A 26,368-nucleotide genomic window follows, 5' to 3' on the forward strand; every position below is an offset into this window, starting at 1 on the left:
ATAAATCGAAGCGCCTTCGTGTCTTTGTGACTTCGTGCCTTCGTGTTAAACAGCGAGCGAAGCGAACATAAATATGCTAAAACAATCCCTAAACCTCAAACTCCAGCAAAAGCTATCGCCACAGCAGATTCAGCTTATGAAACTGATCCAGCTGCCGACCCAGGCTTTCGAGCAGCGGCTTAAGGAAGAGATGAACGAGAATCCTGCTTTGGAATCCGGCAAGGAGGAAGAAGAATACGAAAAAGACGATGAATACGAAGCTGATTCTGATGAAAGCTTCGAAGACGATGACAACGAATCGATCGAAGCCGACGAAATAAACATCGACGAATATTTATCTGACGACGAAACGCCGGACTACAAACTATCAGCCAATAATTACAGTGACGAAGAACAGCGCGAATCGCCTTTAGCTGCATCCGTGAGTTTCCATCAGGATTTACTCAACCAATTGCATACGTTCATCCTATCTGACGAAGACCGCGAAATAGCCGAATTCCTAGTTGGAAATATCGACGATCAGGGTTACATCCGCCGAAGCATTCCGGATATCGTCGACGATATGGCATTCACTCAAGGTATTTACACTGATGAGAAAACCGTTGAACGGATACTGCAGATTGTCCAGGATCTCGAACCGGCGGGAATCGGCGCACGCGACTTACAGGAATGCCTGCTTTTACAGCTCAAATCCAAATCGCCTACCGAATCCATAGGCCTTGCCACAGATATCATCGAACATCAATTCGACGCCTTCACCAAAAAGCATTATGATAAACTCAGGGCGAAATACGGCATTTCACAGGATCAGCTTAAAAGTGCCATCAATGAGATTGAAAAACTCAACCCAAAACCGGGCGGGTCATTCGCTGTCGGGACACGATTGATCGAACACGTAGTACCGGATTTCACCATTCGGGTTGTAGATGGCGATCTCGAATTGTCGCTCAACGGACGCAATGCACCCAGGCTCCACGTTTCCCGCGATTATCAGGAAATGCTGCAGACCTATAAAATGTCGCGTGAAAAATCCCAGCAGCAGAAAGACGCAGTCCAGTTCATCAAACAGAAACTCGATTCGGCCAAATGGTTCATCGATGCCATTCTCCAGCGTCAGCAAACGTTGATGGTTACCATGAATGCCATTATGGAATACCAACGCGAGTATTTCTTATCCGGTGAAGAAACCAATCTGCGCCCTATGATCCTCAAAGACATAGCCGATGTGGTCGGGCTCGATATTTCGACAATCTCTCGTGTGGCGAATTCCAAATATGTCGATACGCCTTACGGAACCAAACTGATCAAGGAATTCTTTTCTGAGGCGATGATGAACGACCAGGGCGAAGAGGTTTCGACCATCGAAATCAAGAAAATCCTGCAGGATGTGATTTCAGAGGAAGACAAAAGCAAACCGCTTCCGGACGATCAACTGGCCGACATTTTAAAACAACGCGGTTATCCTATCGCCCGGCGTACGATTGCGAAATACCGGGAGCAGCTTGACATTCCCGTGGCTCGCATGAGACGTAAAATATAGCCCCTTTTGGGAAAGATTTTCTCTTTTTTTTCTTACGTATTTCATCCGGTCTTTGCACCGGTTTATGGCGTACTGCTGTTTTTATATATCGACGTGAACAGATTCGGGACAGATCAGAAATTATTGATCCTGGCCCAGACAGCGATAGTCACATTAGCGATTCCGTTGATATTTTTCTTCCTGCTCCGGCTTTTGGGAAAGGCAGATTCACTCATGTTGCCCGAAGTTTCGCAACGCCGGCTGCCGTTGACTTTCCAGATACTGATGTTCTACATCTTGATCGAGCGAAGTTTCACCATTACGGCAATCCCGGAATTGCACTACTTTTTTATGGCGGGAATGATCAGTACCTGTCTTGCTTTGTGCTGCTCGCTTTTCAATTTCCGCATCAGCCTGCATATGTTAGGAATTTCTGGCTTGCTGGTTTTTGGCTTCGGATTAGCCTTGCACAATGAATCGAATATGGCTTTCCTGATTGCCGGCCTCAGTATCATCAACGGGTTGACGGCCACATCAAGGCTGATCCTTGAAGCTCATGACTTTAAGGAATTGATTGCGGGTTTTCTAATCGGGTTGGTTCCGCAGGTATTGCTTTTACCAATGTGGATTTAAAGAATGTAGAACATCAGGCCGAGGCTCAGATTTCCCATTTTGATTTTTTGCCCTTCTATCGAACCGTTGTCAAAGATTGGCGTGAATCCGTAACAAGCGTAAAAGTTCCAGGTGTTGTAACCCGCCGAAACATAAGCGCTCATTCTTAATTTTGACAGATCTGGATTGTTGACTACCAGATTCTTTCCGCCGTCGCCCGTAAATTTCGATCTGCTGTAAAACAGATAACTGAATTTGAAACCGGTGTAGACCCGCCAGAACTTATGGCTTTCAGGTACAGAAGTCCGCCACCTTATCTCGAGCGGTATGTCGACATAGTTTACAGACAATTTATTCTTGTCGTAAAAACTGTCTTCATCTACATAGGAATAGGTTATAACCGAATTGGATTCAGAAACCTTCAAATTGTAATTGTAGTTCTGCAAGGTATAGCCAAGACCTATTGCGAGGGCAAAATTGCGTTGCTTGTTCAACGGAAAGTCCCTTAAAAATCCGCCGGAAAGCCCTAACGAAAACTTATTCTGATTGAGCTTTTTGGGAATGCTCGTGAGGATGTTGTAGGTAAAACTGAAGTAAAATTGGTCTTCCCGATAAAGTGAATCGACGGCCGTGAAGTCCGGAACAAACTTTTCCGATGCAATTTTCGTGGAATCGATCTGTGAGAATACAGAAGCCGATATAAACAACAGAATGATTCTGGCGAAAAGGTGCATAAATTCAGTTTAGCGCAAAAATACAAAACAAATATGGTTGAAAAACTGTTAAATTCCTGTTTACATAATTACCATTTTTTGTTGCGATAACCCCACATAACTGTTTAGCTACAAGTTTTTTAACTCCCTATAAATAGGGGTATTTATGGTTTTTGACGGAATATTTTGAACTTCAACGATTATAATTTGGCGACACACATACTTGTTGTTTTTTCGCACTATCAAACAACAATGATTTCCCCAAATCGAAAAAAAATTAATGATTATGAAACAAATCTTACTTTCCCTCGAACTAAGATTTAGCAGTGCAATAATAGTATTGCTACTTTTAATGGGTTCTGTCACCAGTGCACAAACCCCGACGATTACTTCAGTTACTCCTACTGTAGTCACCAAAAATACAGTCGTTACCATCAATGGAACCAATTTTGGAACCGGATCTTACACGGTAAGCTTTAGTGATGGGAACACTAATTTTAGTATAGTGACCGGTTCCAGGACTACAACACAGGTCAAAATTACCATCACCGGAACTGTCTCGGGTTCTGTCCGGATAAATCGGGTACAGGCTCCTGTTGCTTCCTCAGCATACAGCGCGGCTGTATTTACTTATGCAGTACCTATCCAGAAAACAGCCGCAGACGGAATCCGTGTACAACAGATTTATACAGATTGGAACGGATACTGGACCTCATCGGCCACAACTTCAACGGTTGCGAACCAACCAAACAATCACCACAATCTACTCGCATTCAAATACGGAGGCGTGGTGTACTCCACAGGGGTTAATGATGCGACACTGACAGCCAATGGCGTGTCATTCAATGCACAATCTTTTCGCGCCTATTCTACACAAGGCGTAGACGGAACCATTGGTGGGGCCACCTATCTTGCAACCGGAAGCCTTATAGATGAAAATTCTTCAACAGCTATTCCAAGTCATCCGGAGATTGCTGGGATAGGGATTTATGATGTCCTTATCGACGGGTTGAACGGGCTCGATTTGGGCACGGGAGTCACTAACTTCAACACCAATGCAAAAATCAGCTTCTTTAGCGACAATGCCCAGACCGGAACCTCAAACGCATACATCACGGACGACGTGCCTGATGTATTGATCACTCAGGTTGCGGATCCGGGCAGTACCGATTATTATCATTTTACAGATGTCAACGGAAATATCATAGGAAATCCTGTGCGTGTCGATATGCAAACTTCAATGGCCGCTGTAGGAACGTACCGACTTGACCTTTTCAATTTCGGCACTACCAATATCGCTACCGCCACGCCGAGCTCCGTCAATTCGTCGAATACGACCAGGGATATCCGGATTGTCGGATTGCGCTTTTCAGATTTCGGCATAACCGCAGCGAATATTTCCCAGATAAAGACTTTCGATATGTTGGCCGGAGGTACTGCAGACGTTGCGTTCCTGGCTTATAACACAGCTTCGTTCCAAATCGCCTCACCGGTAGTTACTTCGGCCCCCAATTCGGTTCGTCTGTGTAAAGTGCCTTATCCAAGTAACGTCTCTTTTTCGGTAGGAGCCGGAATTGCCGGAGGCGGACCCGGAACACTTACATATCAATGGAAGAAAAATAATATCGATATCCTGGCAACAGACACGAGATATTCGGGAGCCAATACCAGTACGCTGATAATCAACGGCACATCAGGTAATCCGATTACAGCTTCAGAATACGCAACATATAAAGTTGAAATATCGAACGCGTACGGCGCCATAGTCGCTTCTTCTGCGATTTTAAGGCCAGGCGGTTCTCCGACAGTATGGAACGGAACTTCATGGAGCGCAACACCTACCAGCACCAGTAGTTTGATTTTCAATGCGAATTACGATTCTGCAGTGAATTTGGCTTCAGGAACAAAAATAGAAGGTTGTGACTGTAAAGTCCAGAATGGAGTAAATGTAATCATCGACTCCGGAGATGCTATGATCATCCAAAACCAGCTCGAAGTCGCTCCGGTCATCCCGGCCCATATGGAACCACAATATGACGGCAGCGGGAATTACATTGGGGATGCAATGGTCCCAACACAACCTGCCGGAACTTATACATTAAGAGATGACGCAAGCCTTATCCAGGTTAGCGAAACCGCTGCAAACATTGGCGTAATCACTAAAAAACGCCAGGTAACCAATCTACATCAGTGGGACTATGTCTATTGGTCTTCCCCTGTAGACGGATTCGACATTTCATCTTTGGTACCCTACTCAACCCTTGCCTATCGTTGGAATCCGACCCTGGTAAATCCGAACATGACCTATGGAAACTGGGCTTCTGCTTCCGGCGTAATGGCTGCAGCTACAGGATATATTTCCCGCGTGAACAGTGCCGCTAACCTTGACGTTACGTTTGTCGGAGCGCCTCACAATGGTGTCTACAATTATACGTTGACAGGAAGCACGAATGCCGCTGCGAATACGAATTACTGGAATCTGGTAGGAAACCCGTATCCGTCATCAATCAAAGCATTGGATTTCATCAACTCCAATCCGTCGATCGAAGGAAACATCCGTATCTGGACACACCAGGCGCCTATTTCAAACAATCCGGCAATCAGTCCGTTCTACAACAATTTCACCTATAATTATGGTGATCAATATCTGACGTATAACGGGACAACATCTGTTCCTCCAGGATTCAACGGAAACATCGCTTCCGGCCAGGGATTCTTTGTCCAGGGAAAAAGCACTTCAGGCACCGTGACTTTCCAGAATACGTTCCGATACAAGGAAACGCTTCCGGTCTACAACAACTCCCAGTTCTATCGCACATCGGCTCAGGCCCAGGATGCTACAGAATCTTTGCCTGAAAACCCAGGTGACGATTCGGAAGCATCAAAATCCATCATCTGGTTAAGCCTTGTAAATGCTGCCAATTCCAGCGTAAGCACTGCCATAGGGTATGTAGAAGGCGCGACTATGGAAAAAGACCGTGTTTATGACGCTTCTACAGAAGCCGGGACTTTCAGCATCTACTCTCTTATCAACGAAGACAAGGTAATCATCAACGGGCGCGCCTTGCCGTTTGAAGATTCAGATACGGTTCCGGTAGGTTTCGCCGTGCCATCTACAGGAATCTACAACATTGCCGTAAATCAGGTGCAGGGATTGTTCGAAGATCAAACCCAGGCCATCTATCTCAAAGATAATTATTTGGATATCATCCATGATTTGAGAGCAGCGCCATATACTTTTACAGCTTTGTCAGGTAATTTTGAAAACAGATTTACTTTACAATATACAACCAACGCCTTGTCGGTTGGCGATCAGGAATCGAACAATACATTCGCTTTCATCAGCCACCAGACACTTCAGGTCCAGGCTTCATCTGAAATCAAGAACATTGAAATCTTTGACCTGTCCGGAAAACACGTGACTACGTATACGGTTTCAGACCACGGCAACCAATTCAGTTCCGCTTTTGGTTATGCTACCGGTTTCTATCTTGCCAAAATCAATCTGGCAAACGGAATCAGCGTGACTCAAAAAGTAGTTACTGACTAAAACCTGAACCTCAAAATAATACAAACGACCCGTAGCCATAAACTGCGGGTTTTTTATTGTAGATCTGATATAGTTCCAATCAGATAACATTTCATGTTTACTTTATTTCTGTTTACAAAAATCTGTAAACACGCCATTTGTAAACAACACTACAGGTTGTGCTTTACTTATGGAAGAGAATAGAAGTTCACGAAGCAATCAGCTATAACTTTAACCATTTTCGGATTGCTATGCGGATAGTTAGCAGTAATTTTATAAAAATCGTTATTTGCATGACCATTCAATCAATTGCACAAGAATTAAATAAGAGAAGTATAGATTACAATATTGGAGAACTCCAAACACTTCGAAAGACAATTAAAGGTCTGGCAAAAAAGCCAACGAGCGATATTTTTAATCATCAAACAATAAATGAAAATTGGGCCTTCCACGTTGGAGGTCGGTCTGAGTTACAATTTAATATTGGTTTCGAAAATGAAGGCTTACGATTTGGTTTCGCATTTTCGTTAGAGCCAAGCCAATCCTTGCCAAACCTTGATATCTTATTTCCTAAAATATTAAAACTTAATTCGGCAATTACGGACAATCCGAAACGCTTCAAAAAATACAAAATGTGGAATTGGTCATTCGAAGGAAGAAGTTCTATTCTCGATGTAAAACCAATACCACAAGATATAGTCAAAACCGGAAATTTTATCTTTATTGGAAAGATTTTATCGACCCAACAAATTAATTACGACGATATTTTAAAAACTTTTGATGACTTATTGGAAATTTATCTGGAAGTAGAGAGTAATTCACCGGAAATAATTAATCTTTCGTCAATAAGTAAGCCAACACAATATTTCGTTTTTAATAATGCGAAGCGAAATCTTCCACAATCTACAACCTATACAAGTTTAGAGCGAAAAATCAATGTCGATGCTAGACACTCATTTATTCAGGAGAAACTTATTGATGAATTATCTTCTCTTTTTGGAAAGGATGCAGTTGCCGCAGAAAATTATATTGGAGGTAAAAAAATAGATGTTGTATTGAAACTAAATGATAATGATCATATCTTCTACGAAATAAAGACAGCAAATTCAGCTCGCGCATGCATAAGGCAGGCGATCGGACAACTATTAGAATATTCCTATTTTAAATGTAATAAAATGGCTTCTAAAATTGTCGTGGTTGGTGAATATAAAATTGATACCGAAACTAAAAAGTACTTGAAATATTTAAAAAATGAGTTTAGTATTCCAATAGATTATAAATCGGTAAATTAAAAATATTGTTAACAGCAGCTAAGACAACATTGCTCCCGCCCGATTCATTGTAACAACTTTTTTATTAACTTCCATCGAGGCAACTTTTTCCGATTACCGTAACCTCGATTAGCCGCGGAACATTTGCGGTTTTTTCATATCTATCCGGCTTATTTTCCAAACAAAAAACCCACAGCAACGAACTGTGGGTTTTTCTTATGATATTGATTTCAGGTTTTAAAAAGCCGTACTTACAGAAAGGCTGACACCCGTACTTTCCGGCACGAAACGGCAAACGCCGCCCACACAGACCAATCCGCCGCGCTGACGCCCATAGTTCATGGCAATGCGCGTCGATTTGAAACGATAGGCGCCTCCGACATTATAATAATGTGTCTGGAAGTTCTCGTCGTCGTTTCCGTAGTTGTACATATCCCATACATAGAACGACAAATGGTTGTTGAGGCTGAATTCTGCCGTGGCACTGGCCCAGTTCTTCTTATCCGCATCGGCCCACATATGTTCGGCCTCGATCCTGAGCGACCGTGACGAGGTAAAATTGTAGGTGACTTCAGCATCTACGATGTGTGTCCGGACGGCATCTCCGCCTTCAAGCCATTTCTTGTTGTAGAACTGTCTGACGAAATAAAAAGCCGTATGCCATTTATCTGAGAATTTCTTGTCGATCTCAAAGTTCAGGTCCGAGAAATATTTTTCGCCTACGCCAAAGAATTCCGTGTCATAATAGGCCGGATTCTGGCGATAGGTTCCGGGAAGATTATACCACTGTGCGAAGTTGGCCGAAACCTTTGTGCCGTATTTTCCGCCAAGCGCCGTTCCTTTGTCGAATTGGTAAAAGAAGTCGATCTGGCCGCCCGTCTCTCCTGCTTTCAATATGGTCGGGTCGATAAAATCAACCTTGGCCTGAGCCTGATACACATAAATGTTCGCAAGGTTCGAGTGATGCTGCTTGGTAAGTGCCGGAATGTAGCTGATGAACTTATCGTTGAAGTTCAGGCTGGTCGAAACCCCGTCGCCAACCGGAGTCGGGGTGCGTTCCGAAAGGAAAAGCATATTCTCCACCCGACGCAACGTAGCATCTACACCGAGCCCTTTTCTCGAATAACCAAAATTGACAAGCACCGCATTGCCGGGTTTTACAAAATCAGGATTGATCTGGTTCTGGGCGTTAAGCACCACGTCTTTTGATTTGTAATCGTATTCCGCCGATGCATAGAAAGAACTGTGGCTGAAATTCACACGTCCTGAATAGGCACGCGTAGTTTCATTGAAATCCGGATCTGAAACCGGAATATCCAACTTTTCATAGCGTTGGATGTAACTCGCCCCGAATGAAAGGTCGCTTTCTTCAAACTTCAGCAGATTGCTCAAATTCCAATCTAAATCAGAACCAGCAAGGAATCCATCCGAAAGCTTGAAACCGCTGCGCTGTTTTCCGCCAATAAAAGTCACGCGCAAATCTTCGACAGGACGTACGATTACTTTCCCTCCTAAAACAGCCGTGTTGATTCCAAGCGCACGGTCTTCCCACGCACGGAATATGATACCGCTTCCGAATTGCTCGTAGAAGTGGCCGGCAGTAACTTCTATATACTTACTTTTATAATTGACGAAGGCCGTCCCTAAGTTGATGCCTTTGTATCCCGGATTGTAATTCAGCAACGCATTCCCTTCGTAACCTTCCATTTGAATCCCTGCCGTAAACCCTTTGTACTGATAATTGACCAGTAAGTAGTTGTTGGAGCGAATAGGATCTTCCGGATGCATGAGCCCGCGCCCTTCATCGTTGAGATACCATTGGGCATTGGATTCGAAACTACCGAATACTTTTCCGTAGTCTTTCTTGGTTTTTTCTTCCGTCGTGGTCTCCTGTGCAAAGACGCTGACTGCCGTAAGACAGCCGAGTGCAAGAATAAAATGCTTCATTTCCTAGAGCGTTTTGAGCTTATCGTAAAGTTCAATTTCGCCACCCTGGTTATAACCGTTATGGATGTAGACGACCTTTTTATTCTTGACGACAATGGTATAGGGAACGTTTGCGATTCCGAGTGCGCGTTTCAGATCCTGGTTTCCGTCCAATAAAATGGTATAGGGCCAGTTTTTTCCGTTGAGCAATGGCTTGACGCGTTTTTGCGTACGTGAATCATCTATGGAAACGGCCACCACCTGCATATTGAGTTCCTTTGACCATTCTTCGTATTTTTCATTGATGGCGTCGAGTTCGTTAAGGCAAGGCACACACCAGGTAGCCCAAAATGCAAAAACATAAATTTTATCCTGATCGGCAAAATCTTCTTTGACGTCGAATTGTTTATTGTCTGGTGATTTGAGGGAAACCTTAGGCATTTCTGTCTGGGCATGAAGTCCGAGGGTAAGAAATAACAAGGCCACAATGGTAGTTTTCATAATAGCGTAGTCGTTGGTTTGTAATTTTGACTGGCAATATTAAGGTTTTTTTGCCAATGGAAACCGCTCATTATGATTAAGGTGTAAGATGTGTGTCCATTCGATTGAAAATTCCTGCACAAAAAATAAAATCCATAATGTTAAAGGCAATTATCCCGAATAATCCACAACGAAAAACGATTTCTTAAACTTTTTTTTTATTTTTTGTAACCCCAATGTGAAAATTAATTATTTTCGCAGAATCAGTTATTTAACCACCAACTTACTACGACGATGAAAAAAATTTTACTCATTGCTGCATTGGCTATTGGCTTTACGTCACAAGCACAATTGCCAGCCAATTCGCCAGCTCCTGATTTTACGGTAACGGATCTGAACGGAAACACACATCACCTGAACGATTATCTTGCTCAAGGCAAAACCGTAATCCTTGATATTTCTGCTGCATGGTGCGGTCCTTGCTGGGCTTACCACAATTCCGGATCACTTGACGATGTTTATGAAACATTCGGTCAGGGAGGGTCAGATGAAGTTGTTGTTCTTTTTGTAGAAGGCGATTCCGTTACTCCGGTTGAAATGCTTTATGGAACAGGGACAGACGAATACGGGCGTGTCCCTCAGGGTAACTGGGTAGAAAACACACCTTATCCTATCATTGACAGCGGACTTATTGCCGATTTGTACGAAATCACATATTTCCCTACTGTTTACCGCATCTGCCCGGACGGCATCGTTAACGAAATCGGATCTGCATCCGCAACAAGCATCCGCAATGGAATCAACAGCAATTGCGTAACTACACCACTTGTCGGCCTTTCGAACTTTCCGCATTCCAATGCTACGGAATTCCGTTCATGCGTGAATTCAGGTGCTTTGGTAACCAAAGTCCGCAACCTTGGAACGAATACAATGACTTCGGCTACCATCGTGCTTAAAGAAAACGGAAACCCGATCGAAACAAAGAACTGGACCGGAAACACTACACAGTTCAATACCGCTACCATTACATTTACATCTGCTACGCTCACACCTGGTGCTACTTATGTTGCCGAAGTTACCTCTGTAAACGGTGGCTCACCACTACACCCGGAGCAGGCTATTGGCGATATCGCTGTTAACCTTGCCCAGGTTGCGACTTCTACAGAATTGACCCTGAATATCTTCACGGATGAATATCCTGAAGAAATCAAGTGGCGCGTTAAAAATGGCGCAGGTACAGTAATCGCAAACGGCGGACCTTACGAAGGAGAAAACAGCACAATGATTACAGAAACGTTCAGCGTTCCGGCCGGAACTGCAGACGATTGCTATCGTTTTGAGCTTCAGGATACGTATGGTGACGGATGGGGCATTGGCGCTACACAGCACGGTGTCCAGATATTTAACGGTGACGCTTTGATTTTCGAGAAATTCACGAACGATGCCTTTACTACGCTTCCGGTACTAGCCGCATTCAAAACCCAGGTTGTGTTAGGTGTTGGTGAATTTGACAGCAATGCTTTTGCCATCTATCCGAATCCGTCTAACGGTTTGTTCAACATCCGTACGACTTCAAGCGCAACGATCCTTGTTTCTGACCTGACTGGAAAAACAGTTTATTCAGGTTCAAACATCAACGATGGAGCTGTACTTGACCTGACTGCTTTGCAAACAGGAATGTATATCGCTAAAGTCAAAACAGCTACAACAGAAACCGTAGAGAAACTTATCATTAAGTAATTCTCTTACAAATACCTTATGACTATCGGGGTTTTAACGACTCCGATAGTTTTTTTTAATAAATACAGCAACAAAACTACCTTTTAAGATTATGAAAAAGATTATGTTGGCGGCAGGCCTTTTATTATGCGGGTTCGCAAATGCCCAATTGACATTTACGTCATTTGGAGAACCTATCATAGACAATCATGTCTACGAATACGATACGTTTTACAATATGCAGATACGTGTTGCGAACGAATCTGAAGACGAAACGGTATACATGAAAGCCCGTGTTGACGATATGGTCAATGCTACGGGGCAAAATGCACAGCTTTGCTTTGGAGGAATATGTCTGTTCACCCTGAGTGAAAACTTGCAGGTTCCACCATCTTTCCCAGCCATATTGGAGCCTGGACAGACTACATCGGCAGAAGACCATATGTGGAATACAAATGCCGGCGACGGTGTGAACTATCCGATGGATTACGTTCTTTCGTTCCATAAAATTACAGAAGACGGAGAACCGATCGAACAATTGCTATCGTTTACGTATCGCTATAACCCACAATTGGGGCTTAAAGGAGTTTCTCTTTCACAAATCGGGATCCGCAACCTGAATACGGTACTTGACGCTTCTTTGAACATCAATACGACAATAGCATTGAACATGGAAATCGTAAACCTCAACGGTCAGGTCATCCAGAACAAAAAAGTTGTTGAAGGGCAACAGAGTTTCGACGTTTCGAACCTGAACCAAGGCATGTACATCATTCGTTTTACCAATGACCAGAATGTTTCGGCACAGGTCAAAGTGATGAAAAAATAATCACTCCCTGAAGAAATGAAAAAACTACAATTCATTTTTCTGTTTGTTGCGACGGCCTTCCTGGCATCTTGCTCAAAAGATTACGAGGCATTGCCCTCTGTTGGCGAAATACGGCTGAATGCTGACGAAACCGTTAAACTCATTGGCGAAACGGTAACCATTTCCGTTGTTGACGATTTGGGAGACGATGTTACCGATGAGGCTGAAATAACCATCAACGGAGAGCCATTCTCAGGAACGACTTTTTCATCAGCTACCACAGGAACCTTCAGCTTCAAGGCAACGTATGCAGGATTGGTGACGAACCAGCAGGATATTACGTTCCGCGATCCGAGCCAGATTGTCTATAAAAGAAACATCCTTATTGAAGATTATACCGGAACCTGGTGTGGCTATTGTCCGCGTGTTGCCTGGGGAATAGAAAAACTGGCGGAGCAGACGCAAAACTTTGTGGCCGTTGGCATACACAGAGCGAGTTCTGTACCTACCGATGCCGCCTATGACCCGTACAATTTTGACACTACCGAACTGGAAAACATGGTCAATATACCGGGCTATCCAAAAGGAATGGTCAACCGCACTTTCCTCTGGCCTTTTCCGGAGCCTAATAAAATCAACCAGGTTCTTGACCAGGGATTGGGCGATCCGAAATTAGGTCTCTCGCTTACGTCTACGGCAGATGCGAATAGTTATAACCTTACCGTTAATGCACGGTTTGCACAACAGTTCAGCAATCTGAAACTTGTGGTTTATGTAGTTGAAAATGGTCTTGTACACGACCAGCACAATTACACGACATATTACAACGATGTGGACCCGATTCCTAATTTTGTCCATAATCACGTATTGCGTTCCATATTGACGGCCCAGCTTGGTGATGCCATTGCCGATTCAGAGGCCAACCAGTCGCATGAATTTGCCCGCACGTTTTCGCTTCCTTTCCCTTCTAATGTTGAAAACAAGGCAGAGGTTGAATTCGTAGCCTTTATAGTGGGTGCAGATAATTCGGTCATCAATGCACAAAAAGCACATGTAGGAACAACAAAGGATTACGAAGAATTGTAAATCCGGAAATAATTTGCATTAAGCCGCTCCTTATTAGGAGCGGCTTTTTTGTTTGACATAACATTACTTACACAAGGAAATATACTGTAGATGAAACCTGTGACAATTAATTTAATTTGAGAAAAATGTCACAGCAGGTGTGACAAAATTATTTTTCTGAAAGAAACGTCACACATGCTGTTCGGAAAAAAAATAAGGAATATAAAACATTCATTCATGTTTAAATACAGAAAAAGCATCTAAGCAAATAATCACAACAAACAAAAAAGCGCATCCTTTCGAATGCGCCCTTACTATAAATCAACTAACTAACTTTTTACCAGAACTTAATGTATAATGCCGCTACAAGCAGGCAAGTAACTACAATAAGTGCCATTGTGGACGGCGCCACTTTGAACATTCTTTTTTCAAGCACGTAGGCTTTCGGATTGACTTTAGGGCCGGCAAGGCTTATCAATACCATCGCAAGTGCTGTGAAGAAAAAGGCCCAGCCCATACAAACCAGGAACGGAATTTCAAACCCGCCTTTACCGTTAGGGAATGCCGTCCACAGTATGTTCTCATTTCCGAATACACCCGGCGCATAATTATTAAAGAATACAGATAGCAGGAATCCGAGGATAATCCCGACAATCGCCGCAGTTCCCGTAGTCCGTTTCCAGAACATCCCCAAAAGAAAAACCGCGAGTACACCCGGGCTGATAAAGCCTGTATATTTCTGGATGAACGTGAAACCGCCTTCACCGCCAATTCCAAGCAAATCTTCCCACGTAAGCAGAATCGATAAAACCATGGCAGCGACAATCGCAAGACGGCCCGTGGTAACCAATTTTTGCTCACTTGCCTCTTTGTTGATGTATTTCTTGTAGATATCAAGTGTGAAAATGGTCGAGATACTGTTTGCTTTTCCGGCAAGCGACGCTACGATAGCAGCCGTAAGAGCAGCTACCGAAAGTCCTTTCAATCCTGTAGGTAAAAAGCCAAGAACCGCCGAGTAAGCGTTATCTGCCATCAATTTTCCGCCCGGAGCCATTTCTGCCTGCAATCCACCATTGGTATACAATACATAAGCTGCTATTCCCGGAAGCATCACGATGATAGGCATGGCCAATTTCATAAGACCGGCAAACAAAATCCCGGTACGTGCAGTCTTCAAATCGGCACCAAGAGCTCGCTGGGTAATATATTGGTTACAGCCCCAATAATTCAGGTTCACGATCCATTGCCCTGCAAAGTACATCGTGATTCCCGGTAACATCAGGTATTTATTGATTTCGGCCTGTGGTGCGTTTACCGACGGTTTGTCCAGGATCATCTTGAAATGATCCGGCGCTTTTTCCATCAGTGCGTGGAATCCGGCTATGGCATCCGTACCAAGACCGAAATGCTCGCTGACCAATGTAAGCGCAATATACGTTGTCGCGAGTCCGCCGATTACAAGTACGACTACCTGGATTACATCGGTAAACCCGATAACCTTCATTCCACCCAACGTAATGACAAGCGCAAAAATCGCCATTGCCACGATGATGATGTGGAAATAATCACCTCCGGCAATATTGTTTATCGCCAATGCACCAAGGAAAAGGATTGATGTCAGGTTAACGAAAACATATAGGAACAACCAGAAAATGGCCATGATCAGACTCACGGTTTCATTGTATCGCGTCTGAAGGAACTGAGGCATCGTAAAGATCTTGTTCTTCAGATACACCGGAATGAACCAGACGGCCACAATGATCAGGACAATCGCCGCGACCCATTCGTAGGCTGCTACCGCAACACCCACGACGAATCCGTTTCCGGACATCCCGATGAATTGTTCGGCTGAAATATTCGATGCGATCAACGATGCACCGATAGCCCACCAGGTCAGCGATCCTTCGGCCAGAAAGAAATCCTTGGAATCTGAAACGCCTTTTTGCTTTTTACTTCTGTAGATCCAATATCCGTAACCGGCGACCAGAAAGAAATAAACAATGAATATGATATAGTCTATCGATGCAAATTTGCTCATAAGGAACAGTATAAATGCCAGCTTGCGCCAGCTGTTGTTTGGTTATTATTTGTAAGCCGCGTCGTTCCAGCGAATTTCGTTGCGGAACTGATCGAGCTTAGTGTCTTTGCCTATACGAAGGAATTCAATCCCGGCCATATCGGCGAAATCAGCGATCAATTCGGCCGACAGGTTCTGGCTGTAAGCCGTATGGTGCGCTCCTCCGGCATAGATCCACGCCGCGCATCCGGTTTTCATATCAGGAAGTGGTTTCCACAACACGCGTGCTACCGGTAAATTCGGCAGGTCGTTTTGAGGCTCTACGGCTTCCACTTCGTTTACGATCAAACGGAATCTGTTACCCATATCTACAATCGACGCATTGAGTGCAGCTCCACCGGCCACATTGAAGACCAAACGCGCAGGATCGGCTTTGCCGCCAATTCCAAGCGGATGCACTTCAAGGCTCGGTTTGGTAGCAGCCAATGACGCATCGATTTCAAGCATATGCGATCCGAGGACCAATTCGTTGTTCGGGTCGAAATGGTACGTATAATCTTCCATGAATCCGTTTCCGCCTTCGAGTCCGGCACCCATTACTTTGAATGCACGCACCAAAGCAGCCGTTTTCCAGTCACCTTCTCCGGCGAATCCGTAGCCTTGTGCAAGCAGACGCTGAACCGCCAAACCTGGCAATTGCACCATACCGTGAAGGTCTTCGAACGTATCGGAGAAACCTTTGAAACCACCGTCTTCAAGGAACTTTTTCAATCCGAGTTCAATACGCGCCGCTTCATAGACAGAGGCATGACGTGAACCGCCTTTTTTCAGATCGTCCGCTAAAGTATATTCTTTTTCGTAAACAGCAAGCAATGCATCGATATCGTTTGCGGAAATCGAATCAATAATAGCAACCAAATCCCCTATCCCATAAGAATTCACCGAGAATCCGAACTTCAATTCCGCTTCCACTTTATCGCCCTCGGTAACGGCAACGAAACGCATATTGTCTCCAAAACGGGCAAATTTCCCACCTTGCCAATCGTACCATCCGGCAGCGGCACGGCTCCAGTCGCCAATTTCTTTCTGGGCTGCTTTGTCTTCCCAATGCCCGACCACAACTTTTCTGTTGCGACGCATTCTGGAAACCATGAATCCGAATTCACGATCTCCGTGTGCACTCTGGTTCAGGTTCATGAAATCCATGTCGATGGAATTCCAGGGAATATCGCGGTTGAATTGTGTGTGCAGGTGAAGCAACGGTTTATTGAGGATCGAAAGTCCGCGGATCCACATTTTTGCCGGCGAGAACGTATGCATCCAGGCAATGACGCCAATTACGTTTTCGGCTGAATTTGCAGCCAACAAGGTGTCGTAGATTTCCTGGGTCGATTTTACCGTAGGCTTGAAAACCACGCGAACCGGAATGTCACCGGCCGCATCAAGGCCTTTTGCGATTTGCTGGGAATGTTCGGCAACCTGGCGAAGCGTTTCTTCCCCGTATAGGTTCTGGCTGCCCGTAACGAACCACACCTCGAATTGTTTTAAGTTGATCATGATAAGCTATACTATTTGTTATTGTCCGTAGTAAGAATTTGGCCCGTGTTTGCGCTCGTAGTGTTTGTTGATCAAAGCATCTTTGAGTCGCGGCGCATTCGGGTTTATTTGTTCGGTTAAGAGTGCCATTTTGGCCACGGTTTCCAGCACCGCGCTGTTGTAGACTGCTTTGTGGGCATTTTTCCCCCAGGTGAAAGGAGCGTGGTTTCCAACCAGCACCATTTCCACTTCCTCGTAGCTGATGCCTTTTTCCTCGAAACAGTTTATGATTTGAAAACCGGTTTCATATTCGTAATCGCCTTTGATCATGTCATCGCTCATTGGAGGCGCGCACGGAATGTCTGTGGTCAAATGGTCGGCGTGGGTAGTTCCGAAGATGGGGATATCGCGTTGTGCCTGAGCCCAGGCCGTTCCGTAAACCGAATGCGTATGGACTATCCCACCAATTTTCGGCCACTGCTTGTACAATACGGCATGGGTTTTTGTGTCCGATGACGGACGCAGATCGCCTTCTACGATGTTTCCGTCAAAGTCAACAATGACCATTTTTTCAGGAGTCAGGTCTTCATACGGAACACCGCTTGGCTTTATGGCGAAAACATTTTGCTCGCGATCGGCGGCACTTACGTTTCCAAAAGTGAACAGTACAAGCCCCAATTTTGGCAATTGCATGTTCGCGTCGTAAGCTTCCTGCTTTATTCTTTGGTATTGGCTCATACCGCTACTGAATTTTGTTCCGATACTGCTTCTGCCTTGCCCGTTTGTTTTTCAACGAATTGACCTAAAGCCAGGTATTTCTCGAATTTCTTCTGATAGATCGCAGCATTTTCCGGATTCGGATCGTATTCCACATCAAAACCGCGTCCCATGGCCTGCATGGCATCTTCCACCGTCGGATAAATTCCGGCAACGACAGCCGCGAACATCGAAGCTCCAAGTGCGCACGTATGTTTGAATTGATGGATGCGGATTGGCATTCCTAATACATCGGCCATCATCTGCATGACAAAAGGCGATTTTTTGGCGACGCCTCCAATACCGATGATTCCTTTGACCGGAATTCCTTCTGAGATGAATCTGTCGACGATATTTTTGGCACCGAAACACGTAGCTTCTGCCAGGGCACGGAAAACTCTCGGTGCATCTGAACCCAAGCTCAAACCTGTAATGGCTCCTTTTAGCAATTGGTTCGCATCTGGCGTACGGCGGCCGTTGAACCAGTCGATTGCGAGTTCGTAGTTTCCGTCAACCGGAAGTGCGGCTGCTTGTTTGCTTAATTCAGGAATGATTTTTTCGGCCATTTCTTCTTTCAAGGCTTCGGCGGTCTTGGCATCGATGACCGCTGAATTTTCGAGAAGATTGTCTATCGGCCATGAAACCAGTTTTTTGAACCAGGCATAGGTATCGCCAAAGGCTGATTGCCCCGCTTCAAGCCCGATCATTCCCGGAATCACAGAACCATTGACCTGTCCGCAGATACCTCGAACGAGTTTATCCTGGATGTCACTTTCGGGTGCTACAAGAATATCGCACGTGGAAGTTCCCATTACTTTACTCAAATGATACGGCTCGATCTGTCCGCCGACCGCACCCATGTGCGCATCAAAAGCCCCGACACCAATTACTACTGTTTCAGGTAATCCGAGACGTGAAGCCCATTCCGGACTCAATGTTCCGGCAGCGACATCTGAAGCGAAAGTATCTTTGAATAATTTTCCGGTGATTCCAGTCAACAATGGATCGAGTTCCGAGAAGAAAGAATCCGGCGGCAAACCATCGAATTCCTCAGCCCAAAGTGCTTTGTGTCCGGCCGCGCAGACAGAGCGTTTGATTTTAGTGACATCTGTCCCGCCCGTAAGCAAAAATGGAATCCAGTCGCAATGCTCGACCCACGAATGCATGGCAGATCCAATCTCCGGAGCTACTCTAAGTGTACGCAGCAATTTGGCCCAGAACCATTCCGAAGAATAAATTCCGCCAACATATTTGAGATAGTTTGTATTATATTTTGCAGCGTGCTCGTTGATTTCGGCAGCTTCAGCCGTGGCCGTGTGGTCTTTCCAGAGCACGAACATGGCATGCGGATTCGTTTCAAAACCAGGCGTAAGTGCCAGAGGCGTTCCTGTCGCATCAACCGCAACTGGAGTTGAACCGGTCGTATCTACTGAAATTCCTTTTACATGGGCGGCAACATCGGCACCGCCTGCAAGCTGTATGCATTCTTTTATGGTCTGCTCCAACCCTTCGATATAATCGAGCGGATGCTGGCGGAACTGATTTTCTGCCGGCTTGCAGAATTCACCCTTTGCCCAGCGCGGATAATTATACACCGATGACGCGAGTTCACGCCCGTCTTTTGCGTCGATAATTACGGATCGGACCGAATCTGATCCATAGTCTACACCAATCACATATTGGTTTTCCATCTGCATAAAAATTTATAAGTGTCAAAATAACACTAATATTTTGATAAAACCAAATTCTCCCATGATAAAAAATGTACATTTAACAATTATCATCGTGATTTGCGTCAGAATAGACAATACTTCGAGCCTCGCTTTTGGGTTTTTCTGAAAATCACGACCTTTGCCACCACTTCAAAAGCCCCAAAATGACGCATGCCCCAAGAATTTACCGCGTTTCCGTTTCCATTCTTTTCTTTATGGCCGGTTTGTGTTTTGCAAGCTGGGCTTCGCGGATCGCAACCATACAACAAAAATTAGGACTTACCGAAGCTCAACTCGGACTGGTTTTGTTCGCGATTCCGGTCGGGTTAATGCTATCGCTTCCGTTATCCGGATGGGCGGTTTCTAAAATCGGTAGTAAAAAAGTAGTTTCGGTTGCGCTTATCTTGTATGCCGTCATGTTGTTATGCCTCGGATTAGCGCCGAATACGATGACGTTGATTGGCTGTCTCGTGATTTTCGGAATGGCGAGCAATGCCGTCAATATTTCGGTAAATACGCAAGCCGTGGCGACCGAAGTCCAATACGGACGACCAATCATGGCTTCATTCCATGGCTTATGGAGTCTCGCCGGTTTTGTTGGTGCCGGTTTCGGGACGCTGATGATTGGAAAAGGAATCGATCCTGTCCCCCATTTTTCAATTATCGCCGCCGTTTGTTTTGTCGCTGTTTTTGCATGCTGGACATTTTTGCACGACGACCGTGGCCCGAAAGAAACCGGACCCGCATTCGTCAAACCCGATAAATCGCTGATCACACTCGGCCTCATCGCCTTTTGTTCGATGGTCGTCGAAGGTGCTATGTTCGACTGGAGCGTCATCTATTTCAAGAAAGTCGTGATGGCAGAAAAAGCCTGGATCGGTGCCGGTTATACTGCCGGTATGTGTTTCATGGCAGGCGGAAGATTCGTAGCCGATAAATTCGCGGAACGTTTCGGTCTGAGAAAAACCCTGCAACTAAGCGGTTTACTAAGCCTTTGTGGGCTGTTGACCGTTGTGGTTTTCCCGACACTTTACGCTTCCATATTCGGGTTTATGCTGATTGGAGCTGGAATTTCGTCAGTAGTTCCAATGGTATACAGCGCCGCCGGAAAATCGACAACAATGAAACCCGGACCTGCGATTGCAGCCGTTTCTACCATTTCATTTACCGGATTTCTTGTCGGGCCACCTGTAATTGGGCTTTTGGCTGGTGCCTCTTCGCTTAAATTATCGTTCCTTTTCCTGGCGTTGATGGCCTTGTGTGTCATTATCTTTACAACGGCAGCTAAAAATCTGGACTGATTTGAGTCAATCAGGCGAAATCGTTTTCATTTTAAAATCTGTTTTCATACATTTATAAATGTAAACTAAACACTTAAAATGATCCGTTTATCTTATCTCCTCTTCTTAATCGCATCGGCACCACTATCTGCCCAAAAAACGGCAGCCGTCACCAGTCCGGACAAATCCATTGAAGTAAAATTCGGGCTTACCAAAAAAGGCAATCCGTACTATATGGTTTCAAAATCCGGGACCAAAGTAATCGATACATCGGCTCTCGGCCTGGTTCGCAAAGACGATGACTTTTCTACCGGATTGTCCGTCCAGTCTACATCGGGCACTTCATCTGTATCTGATTCCTACACCATGCTGCAGGGGAAAAAGAGCGAGATTTGGTACAGGGCCAACCAACGCCAACTGACACTGACCAATAAAAACGGACAACTTTTCGAAATCATATTCAATGTTTCCGATGACGGATTCGCCTTTAAATACCGTTTCCCGGAAACCACATCGGACAAAAAAATAATTACCGAAGAAAAATCTTCATTCCGTTTTGCATCAGGAACCAAAGGCTGGCTGCAACCTATGTCTGTAGCAAAATCAGGCTGGGAACAATGCAATCCGGCATACGAAGAATATTACGACATGGAAACGCCGATTGAAAAACAGCCCGCCTTAGGCCAGGGTTGGGTGTATCCGGCACTTTTCCAATCGAACGGAATCTGGGTTTCAGTTACCGAAGCCGGACTTGGACGAAACTATTGTGGTACGCATTTAAAATATGACGAAGCCACAAAATCAGTTCGCATCGTATTTCCACAAACGTTGGAACGAACTGCACCCGATGCCGCTTTGGAACCGGAAGGAACCTTGCCGTTGTCGTCTCCATGGCGTGTAGTGGGAATCGGAAACCTTGAAACCATCGCCAATTCCACGCTTGGGACAGATCTGGCAGATAAATCCGTCGCTAAAAACACCGATTTCATCAAGCCCGGGATCGCCTCGTGGAGCTGGGCACTTTTGAAAGACGATTCGGTGAATTACGATACCACGAAACAATTCATCGATTACGCCTCGCAGATGAACTGGCTGTATTGTCTGGTCGATGCCGATTGGGACAGACGCATCGGCCTGGACAAAATCAAGGAACTGATCGCTTACGCCAAAGGCAAAAACGTGAAACTGATCCTGTGGTATAATTCGGCCGGAAGCTGGAATACGGTAAAATATACGCCGAAAGACAAATTCCTGACCGCAGAAAGTCGCGATAAGGAATTCCAGCTATTGTCCGATATGGGCATTGCAGGTGTAAAGATCGACTTCTTCGGAGGCGACGGACAGTCTATGATTTCGTATTACCACGACATCCTTGAATCGGCACTAAAGCATAAAATTCTGGTCAATTTCCATGGAGCTACATTGCCGCGCGGCTGGCAACGCACCTATCCGAACCTGATGACAGCCGAAGCAATCAAAGGCTTCGAGTTCATTACGTTCTTTCAGGAAGTGGCTGATTTGGCCCCGGGTCATATGGCGATGCTTCCGTTCGGACGCAATTTGTACGACCCGATGGATTTTACGCCGATGTCGCTCGACAAAATCCCGAACATCAACCGTCGCTCCACCACTGCTTTTGAATTGGCTTTACCCACGTTGTTCCTTTCAGGCATCCAACATTTAGCCGAGATTCCGGAAGGCATGGCCAAACAGCCAAAGTATGTCATCGATTATTTAAAAGACATCCCGACGGCCTGGGACGAATCGAAATACCTGGCGGGCTTTCCGGGTAAGGATGCCATTTTCGCCAGAAGAAAAGGAAATGTGTGGTTTATTACGGGAATCAATGGCGAAAACAAACCCAAGTCGTTCGAACTTGACCTGTCGTTCGTAAAAGCTACCGAAGGTTTTATGATTACCGACGGCAAGAACGGGAAAGTAGTGGAATCTAAAGTAAAAGCCGGAAAAGTGAACGTAGACCTGAAGGCATTTGGCGGATTTGTGATGAAGTTTTAGGGAAACCATTCGCAAGAGATTCAACAAAGGTTCAATGAGCTTTGAGGTTTCAAGGAACCTTCGAAATATGTCAGGCGAACAAGAGCCGGCGTGTTTACCTTATCAAAAAGCAAAACCGGCACTATTGTTTACAAATGTTGTGTTTACAGATTTTTGTAAACAGAAAAAACGGAAACGGGTTAGCATGACCGGAAGTAAATTCATGTCAAAAAAAAAAAGCCGGTCTTATACCGGCTTTTTCAAAATCAACTATAACTAACCCTAACTTACTTTACAGAAAACTTATAAACGGTTTTGGTATGGTATTTTTCTCCCGGATTCAAAGTTGTCGTAGGAAACTTTGGTTCATTCGGCGAATCCGGATAATGTTGCGTCTCTAAACAAAGACCGGAACGCTTCTCGTATTTCCCGCCGTTCTTGCTGGCTTTTGTACCATCGAGGAAATTCCCGCTGTAGAACTGGATGCTCGGCTGATCCGTAAATACCTGCATATATCGGCCGGAAGCCTTGTGGTATAACGCACCCACTTCGCGAAGTTCCTTGGACGCATCGGTGAAAACCCAGCAATGATCATATCCCTGTCCTTTTTTGAGTTGGTCGTCGGCAGCATTGATATCCTTCCCGATTTGCTTCAGCGTCGTAAAATCGAACGGCGTTCCGGCAACGGCTTTCAATTCGCCGGTTGGAATAAGGGTTGCATCTACAGGCAACATTTTGTCTGCTTTCAGTTCGAGTTCATGATCCAGGATTGTTTTGAAATCACCCGATAAATTGAAATAAGAATGTTGCGTGAGATTCACGATCGTCTTCTTATCCGTTTCGGCATCGTATGTAATTTCCAGCGCGTTGTCGTCTGTCAAGGTGTAAATTACAGCCGTGGTCAGATTGCCCGGATAACCTTCTTCCCCATCTTTTGAGGTGTATGAAAGCCGGATCGATGGCATTCCGTCGGTAGCCGCATCGGCCGTCCAGACTCTTTTGTCGAACCCTTTTCCACCGTGAAGCGAATTCGGGCCATCGTTTACCGTCAACTGATACGGCTTTCCGTCGAGAGAGAATTTCCCTTTGGCAATGCGGTTTCCGTAACGTCCGATGATCGCACCAAAGAAATACGGGTTTCCGTTGAAATAATCGTCGGCTTTGGTATATCCCAGAACGATATCCTGGTATTTTCCATCTTTATCCGGCGCTGTCAGAGACGTGATGATTCCGCCGAAAGTAATCACTTCCATCGTCATCCCGTTTTTGTTCTTGAGGGTGTATTTTTCAATTTTGGTTCCGTCGGCCATGGTCGCATAATCTGACTTGGTCACGGCATCTGTCGCCATGTTGTCTTTAATCACTGTTGTACTGGTTTTTTCGATTTTCACTTCCTTTTTGCAGGCCGTAAAAGATGCGGCAGCGAACAGGAACAGAATGCTCTTTTTAATTGTGTTCATAGGTTCTTATTTAATTTTTGCGCGCACGACGACCATGGAATAAGCCGGAACGCCGATGTTAAGGTTTTTACCCGACGCCTTGATTTCAGAGGTTTTAGGCGCAAGGGTTTCAGATGTAAAGCTGTTTTCAGACGACAAGTTAGTATTTCCCAACGTAGTTTGCGTCGCTGTTCCGGACAATGTTTTTCCTTTCAGATTGATGTCTGATGTCTGCGCCGATGCCGTCGTGTTGACGATCTTCACAATGACTTCATTGGTTTTCTTATCAACGACAGCCGTTGCGAACATCCCGTTCTTTCCGGTCACAGGTTTCCCGCCATCGTTGATTGAAATCAGGTCTGTTCCCGGATTGTTCGAATACAATTGCTGCACATAATAATTCGGTGTCTTGTAAGATTCGAGGCTGTTGAACCAAATCAGATCCGGCGTCCATTGCCAACCTTCGGCGTGGGCGAAAAGCGGTGCATACGAACACATGTTGACCACTTCTGCATTGCGTTCCAGACCTGTCATGAAAGCAGCTTCGGCCAAAGCACAATCCCAATTATTCTTGTTGTCCGGACTTGCGATGGCGACACTTTGGGCAGCATATTCGCCGGCAAAAACTTTAGGCCCTTTGCGGTCGTATTGGTCGTAACGCGTCGCGTTGTCTTTGAACCACTGCGGATTGTTGTAGTAATGTTCGTCTACGATCTGGGCTTTCATGTCTTTGAGTTGCTTCCAGCCGTAATCGAAATATTCGCCGTTCGGGAACGGGCCGCTTCCGGATACGATGGTGATATTCGGATATTTTCCGTGGATGGCTTTCTCGAAGACTTTGTACCGCTCGAAATAATCCGGGCCCCATTGTTCGTTCCCGACCCCGATGAACTTTAAGTCGAAGGTTTTCGGATGCCCCATATCGGAACGCAACTTGCCCCATTTGGTAGAAACGTCTCCATTCGCGAATTCAATCAAATCCAAAGCATCCTGGACATACGGATCGATGTCGTGCATTTCGACCAATTCACCTGTATTGAACTGACATGCCATTCCGCAGCTCAGGATAGGAAGCGGTGATGCACCCAAATCTTCAGCCAATTGGAAATATTCATAAAATCCGAGCCCGAATGTCTGGTAATAATCCGGAGCCGGACGGTGTTTGAATTCTTTATTCCATCGGTTGACGAGCAACTCGCGATCATCAACTTTCCCTACTGATTTTTTCCATTGGTAACGCTCTTCGAGTATTCTGCCTTCTACGATGCAGCCGCCCGGAAAACGAAGAAATCCTGGTTTCAGATCGTATAATTTCTGAACTAAATCTTTTCGCAATCCGCCTTTACGGCCTTTCCAGGTGTCTTGCGGAAACATCGAAACCATGTCAAGCAACACGGAACCTTTACCTGAAAATGTCACTTTCAGTTTCGCTTTGGCTTCGGTTTTTGTCGCCTTGATAACGGTAGGATATTGTTTCCAGTCTTTTGAAGCCAATGTTACAGCCGATTCGCCAATTGAATTTCCGGCCGCATCGATCAGCTGGAATCTGACTTCGGAAATATTTCCCTGTGCCTTCGCAGCCCAAACACTGACATCGTAACTCGCACCGGCCTTGATGCCCATGCCAAAGAAGCCTTCGTTTACCAGGCTGTAACCAGAGTCATTGTTGACATCAACGCGAATGTAGTTTTTGTTGGTCTTGCTGTCGTCACGCACCACTGTCGCATAACCCGATTTTTCATTGAGTGAATGCCTGTCGCTTCCCGGTTGGTCCCAACCCATGAGTGGCGTGTCGAATTCAAACGAACGGTTTTTTACGAGTTCGGCGTACAATCCGCCATCTGCGCCATAATTGATGTCTTCAAAGAAAATCCCGTACATCGTGGGTTGTATCTTGACACCTGTATCTTTGAAATCAAGTGTATATTTATTTTGTGCCGAAAGGCTTCCGGCCAGTAAAAGTGCAATTACGAGATATTTCATTGTTTAGT

General features: G+C 45.2%; 18 protein-coding genes. 9 read left to right on the plus strand and 9 right to left on the minus strand.

Annotation, left to right across the window (positions count from 1 at the left end; translation table 11 throughout):
* Window positions 1–73 precede the first annotated feature (73 nt).
* A complete protein-coding gene (gene rpoN, locus G6047_RS11190; protein WP_169527704.1) occupies window positions 74–1,540 on the plus strand; it encodes an RNA polymerase factor sigma-54 in 1,467 nt (488 codons plus the stop codon).
* A 6-nt stretch (window positions 1,541–1,546) separates the two neighbouring features.
* Window positions 1,547–2,152: a hypothetical protein gene (locus G6047_RS11195; protein ID WP_169527705.1), complete on the plus strand. Its 606-nt coding sequence runs from the start codon at window positions 1,547–1,549 to the stop codon at window positions 2,150–2,152.
* Here G6047_RS11195 and G6047_RS11200 read toward each other — a convergent pair.
* Entirely contained in the window at window positions 2,149–2,865 is a 717-nt protein-coding gene (locus tag G6047_RS11200; protein ID WP_169527706.1) for a porin family protein, read from the minus strand. The genes G6047_RS11195 and G6047_RS11200 overlap by 4 nt on opposite strands.
* Window positions 2,866–3,130: 265 nt before the next feature.
* Between G6047_RS11200 and G6047_RS11205 the strand changes: the two genes are divergently transcribed.
* Window positions 3,131–6,394, plus strand: a complete 3,264-nt coding sequence (locus G6047_RS11205) for a T9SS type A sorting domain-containing protein (RefSeq protein WP_169527707.1) — start codon at window positions 3,131–3,133, stop codon at window positions 6,392–6,394.
* Between the two features lie 272 nt (window positions 6,395–6,666).
* Window positions 6,667–7,665 (plus strand): hypothetical protein, encoded by a 999-nt coding sequence (locus tag G6047_RS11210; RefSeq protein WP_169527708.1) that lies wholly within the window; start codon window positions 6,667–6,669, stop codon window positions 7,663–7,665.
* 216 nt (window positions 7,666–7,881) lie between these two features.
* Here the strand turns inward: G6047_RS11210 and G6047_RS11215 are convergent, their stop codons facing one another.
* Window positions 7,882–9,591 (minus strand): DUF6029 family protein, encoded by a 1,710-nt coding sequence (locus tag G6047_RS11215; RefSeq protein ID WP_169527709.1) that lies wholly within the window; start codon window positions 9,589–9,591, stop codon window positions 7,882–7,884.
* Window positions 9,592–9,594: 3 nt separating this feature from the next.
* Complete coding sequence (locus G6047_RS11220) at window positions 9,595–10,071, minus strand: TlpA family protein disulfide reductase (protein WP_169527710.1); 477 nt, start codon at window positions 10,069–10,071, stop codon at window positions 9,595–9,597.
* A 273-nt stretch (window positions 10,072–10,344) separates the two neighbouring features.
* Between G6047_RS11220 and G6047_RS11225 the strand changes: the two genes are divergently transcribed.
* The 3 genes from G6047_RS11225 (at window position 10,345) to G6047_RS11235 (ending at window position 13,663) form a co-directional block, all read left to right on the plus strand.
* Window positions 10,345–11,790 (plus strand): TlpA family protein disulfide reductase, encoded by a 1,446-nt coding sequence (locus G6047_RS11225; RefSeq protein WP_169527711.1) that lies wholly within the window; start codon window positions 10,345–10,347, stop codon window positions 11,788–11,790.
* 91 nt (window positions 11,791–11,881) lie between these two features.
* Window positions 11,882–12,598 (plus strand): T9SS type A sorting domain-containing protein, encoded by a 717-nt coding sequence (locus G6047_RS11230; RefSeq protein ID WP_169527712.1) that lies wholly within the window; start codon window positions 11,882–11,884, stop codon window positions 12,596–12,598.
* 15 nt (window positions 12,599–12,613) lie between these two features.
* A complete protein-coding gene (locus tag G6047_RS11235; protein ID WP_169527713.1) occupies window positions 12,614–13,663 on the plus strand; it encodes an Omp28-related outer membrane protein in 1,050 nt (349 codons plus the stop codon).
* Window positions 13,664–13,979: 316 nt separating this feature from the next.
* On the opposite strand, the gene G6047_RS11240 is transcribed toward G6047_RS11235, so the two are convergent.
* From G6047_RS11240 to G6047_RS11255, 4 genes are read right to left on the minus strand one after another with little or no spacing between them, the layout of a single operon-like run.
* Window positions 13,980–15,680 (minus strand): sodium:solute symporter family transporter, encoded by a 1,701-nt coding sequence (locus G6047_RS11240; protein WP_169527714.1) that lies wholly within the window; start codon window positions 15,678–15,680, stop codon window positions 13,980–13,982.
* Between the two features lie 45 nt (window positions 15,681–15,725).
* Complete coding sequence (gene araA, locus G6047_RS11245) at window positions 15,726–17,216, minus strand: L-arabinose isomerase (protein WP_169527715.1); 1,491 nt, start codon at window positions 17,214–17,216, stop codon at window positions 15,726–15,728.
* A gap of 18 nt (window positions 17,217–17,234) precedes the next feature.
* Window positions 17,235–17,933, minus strand: a complete 699-nt coding sequence (locus G6047_RS11250) for an L-ribulose-5-phosphate 4-epimerase (RefSeq protein ID WP_169527716.1) — start codon at window positions 17,931–17,933, stop codon at window positions 17,235–17,237.
* Window positions 17,930–19,642, minus strand: a complete 1,713-nt coding sequence (locus G6047_RS11255; protein WP_169527717.1) for a ribulokinase — start codon at window positions 19,640–19,642, stop codon at window positions 17,930–17,932. Before G6047_RS11255 ends, G6047_RS11250 begins: the two co-directional genes overlap by 4 nt.
* A gap of 185 nt (window positions 19,643–19,827) precedes the next feature.
* Between G6047_RS11255 and G6047_RS11260 the strand changes: the two genes are divergently transcribed.
* Entirely contained in the window at window positions 19,828–20,964 is a 1,137-nt protein-coding gene (locus G6047_RS11260) for an MFS transporter (RefSeq protein WP_169527718.1), read from the plus strand.
* A 78-nt stretch (window positions 20,965–21,042) separates the two neighbouring features.
* Window positions 21,043–22,959, plus strand: a complete 1,917-nt coding sequence (locus tag G6047_RS11265) for a glycoside hydrolase family 97 protein (protein WP_169527719.1) — start codon at window positions 21,043–21,045, stop codon at window positions 22,957–22,959.
* Window positions 22,960–23,225: 266 nt separating this feature from the next.
* On the opposite strand, the gene G6047_RS11270 is transcribed toward G6047_RS11265, so the two are convergent.
* Both G6047_RS11270 and G6047_RS11275 read right to left on the minus strand, forming a co-directional pair.
* Window positions 23,226–24,398, minus strand: coding sequence for an aldose epimerase family protein (locus G6047_RS11270; RefSeq protein WP_169527720.1), 1,173 nt, complete (start codon window positions 24,396–24,398; stop codon window positions 23,226–23,228).
* A 6-nt stretch (window positions 24,399–24,404) separates the two neighbouring features.
* The gene (locus tag G6047_RS11275) at window positions 24,405–26,360 is read right to left on the minus strand and encodes an alpha-L-arabinofuranosidase C-terminal domain-containing protein (protein WP_169527721.1); all 1,956 of its coding nucleotides are present in this window, start codon (window positions 26,358–26,360) and stop codon (window positions 24,405–24,407) included.
* Window positions 26,361–26,368: the final 8 nt, after the last annotated feature.

The organism is Flavobacterium silvaticum (assembly GCF_012911565.1).
Taxonomy (GTDB): Bacteria; Bacteroidota; Bacteroidia; order Flavobacteriales; family Flavobacteriaceae; genus Flavobacterium; species Flavobacterium silvaticum.